This window comes from Nocardia carnea (genome assembly GCF_029869215.1).
Classification (GTDB): Bacteria; Actinomycetota; Actinomycetes; order Mycobacteriales; family Mycobacteriaceae; genus Nocardia; species Nocardia carnea_B.
The window spans coordinates 1-1,967 of the sequence record NZ_JARWPM010000022.1; the positions used below are offsets into that span (position 1 = coordinate 1).

At 69.3% G+C, this 1,967-nt stretch carries 3 protein-coding genes; 2 read left to right on the plus strand and 1 reads right to left on the minus strand.

The window, feature by feature from the left end; all coding sequences use genetic code 11:
• Positions 1-413, plus strand: a 413-nt coding sequence (locus QH276_RS00460) for a hypothetical protein (RefSeq protein WP_280406543.1), incomplete at its 5' end; no start/stop codon positions are given.
• Between the two features lie 36 nt (positions 414-449).
• On the opposite strand, the gene sigJ is transcribed toward QH276_RS00460, so the two are convergent.
• Positions 450-1,370 carry an RNA polymerase sigma factor SigJ gene (gene sigJ, locus QH276_RS00465; RefSeq protein WP_280406544.1) on the minus strand — a complete coding sequence of 307 codons (921 nt, stop codon included), beginning with the start codon at positions 1,368-1,370 and terminating at the stop codon, positions 450-452.
• Between the two features lie 156 nt (positions 1,371-1,526).
• On the opposite strand from sigJ, the gene QH276_RS00470 reads away from it, so the two are divergent.
• The gene (locus QH276_RS00470) at positions 1,527-1,847 is read left to right on the plus strand and encodes an antibiotic biosynthesis monooxygenase family protein (protein ID WP_280396724.1); all 321 of its coding nucleotides are present in this window, start codon (positions 1,527-1,529) and stop codon (positions 1,845-1,847) included.
• Positions 1,848-1,967: the final 120 nt, after the last annotated feature.

The following is a 1,967-nucleotide window of genomic DNA, read 5'->3' on the forward strand; positions in this document are numbered from 1 at the left end:
CGCTACGCATTCTCTGGGAACTGCACCGGTCCCAGCAGCCCCTGACCTTCCGCGATCTCCGCGCCCGCTGCGACGATATCGCGCTGGTGTATGCGCGGGCGCGTGGCCCTGCCGCGTGCGAGGTGATCCCGCACGCCGATCTCGGCGTACTGGCCCGGCAAACGGTGCGGTATCTCGATCTCGATGCGGCCGCCGTGTGTTCGATAGCGCTGCCGCTGGCCCGGGCCGACGTGATCGCCATGAACTTTCTGCCGGCGGTCCTGATGGGCGCGCGGATCAGACTGGTTCCCGGCTCCCGGCGTTCGCATCGGCCGGACAGTGCCGGACCGGCACGGCAGCCGACGAGGTTCGCCCTCGCGGAGGTCGTCCCCGGACCGGTCGAAAACCTGGTGTCATGGCCGTGCCGGTGGTAACACCGCCCGGCGGGTGATCACCGGCCGCGCGCCGGGTCATCGCCATCGACCGAGTTTTTCCGGGTTCCGCACCACCCAGATCCGGTCGACGCGGTCGCCGCGAGTGGTGAACGAGAGCACGGCGAGTACCTCACCACCGGCACCCGATCGCGCGGTGAGACCGGGCTCTCCGTTGACATCGGTGTGGTCCAGGACGAGGTCGGGTTGGCGCCGGTAGACCGCGAGCAGGAATTCGGCCACGGCGTGGGCACCCGTGATCGGTTCGGCGGCGGCCGAAACCAGGCCCCCGCCGTCGGTGACGGCGGTGGCCTCCGGGTCCAGGACACGGAGCAAGTTGCCCACCTCGCCCGATTCCCACGCGGCCTTGAACGTGGCGACCAGCGCCACCGGTGGGCGCCGGCCGGCGCTGCCGACGGGAGTGCCGTGGATCCGGCGGCGGGCGGAGGAGGCGAGCTGACGGCAGGCGCCCGGGGAGCGTCCGACGATCTCGGCGATTTCGTCGAAGCGGTAGCGGAAGACATCGTGCAGGACGAACGAGACCCGCTCGGCGGGCGTCAGCGTATCCAGGACCAGCAGCAGCGCCATGGACACCGATTCGTCCATCGTCACCTGGTCGGCGGGATCGGTGAGCTCGTCGCCGGCGCGCCCGCTGGTCCACCGGCCCGGCCCGGGCAGCGGTTCGGGTAACCACTGCCCGACGTAGTGTTCGCGGCGCGCGCGTGCCGAGCCGAGCATATCCAGGCAGATCCGGCCGGCTGTTTTCAGCATCCAGCCGAGCGGGGAGTCGATATCGCGGCGCTGCTGCGGGGTCAGTTTGTACCAGCGGAGGTAGGTTTCCCCGATCGCGTCCTCGGCGTCGGTGACCGAGCCGAGGAGCCGGTAGCCGAGGTTGAGCAGCGCGCGGCGCTCGTCGGCCACATCGCGCAGTTCCGGCGGAATGTCCTGTGCACCTGGCATCGGATTCTCTTCTCGAATGGGGTCCATATCAAGTAGACGACACAGCCGCTGAAGATGTCTGCCGTGACCCCCGCCAGACATTTTCCCGGGCTGCGTCGTCCTTGTGGTGGGACCGATTCGAGCGAGTCCCCGACCCCCGACGAACAGGAGTTGCTCATGACCGCGACCTTCATCAACATCATCGAGGTCGATCCGGAAAAACAACAGGACGTTGTCGCACTGCTGAGCAAGGGCGCCGAGGAGGTGATCCGGCATCGGCCCGGGTTCGTCTCGGTACGGCTGCTGGCCGCCGCCGACGGGTCCACCGTGATCAATATCGCCGAATGGGCGAGCCCCGATGACGCCAAGGCCACCTCGGCCGACCCGGCGGCTCAGCAGCTCGCGAAACAGGTCGCCGCGCTCGGTACACCGAAGCCCGGCGTGTACCGGCAGGTCGCGGAGTTCACCGCGGATCGGCCGGCGGCCGGCGCTCGATGAGTGCCGCGGCATCGGCGAAGTGCGCCCCCCCCGGGGGCCCAGCCGCGCGGGGGGGGGGCGCAAGGGGAGGGGGGGGGGGGAAAGGGGGTAGGTAGGAAAAAAAAAGGTTTAACCCCCCCA

Coding starts and splice junctions, on each gene's coding strand:
- sigJ (WP_280406544.1), bottom strand. CDS start 1,370: ATGCCAGGTGCACAGGACATTCCGCCGGAACTGCGCGATGTGGCCGAC.
- QH276_RS00470 (WP_280396724.1), top strand. CDS start 1,527: ATGACCGCGACCTTCATCAACATCATCGAGGTCGATCCGGAAAAACAA.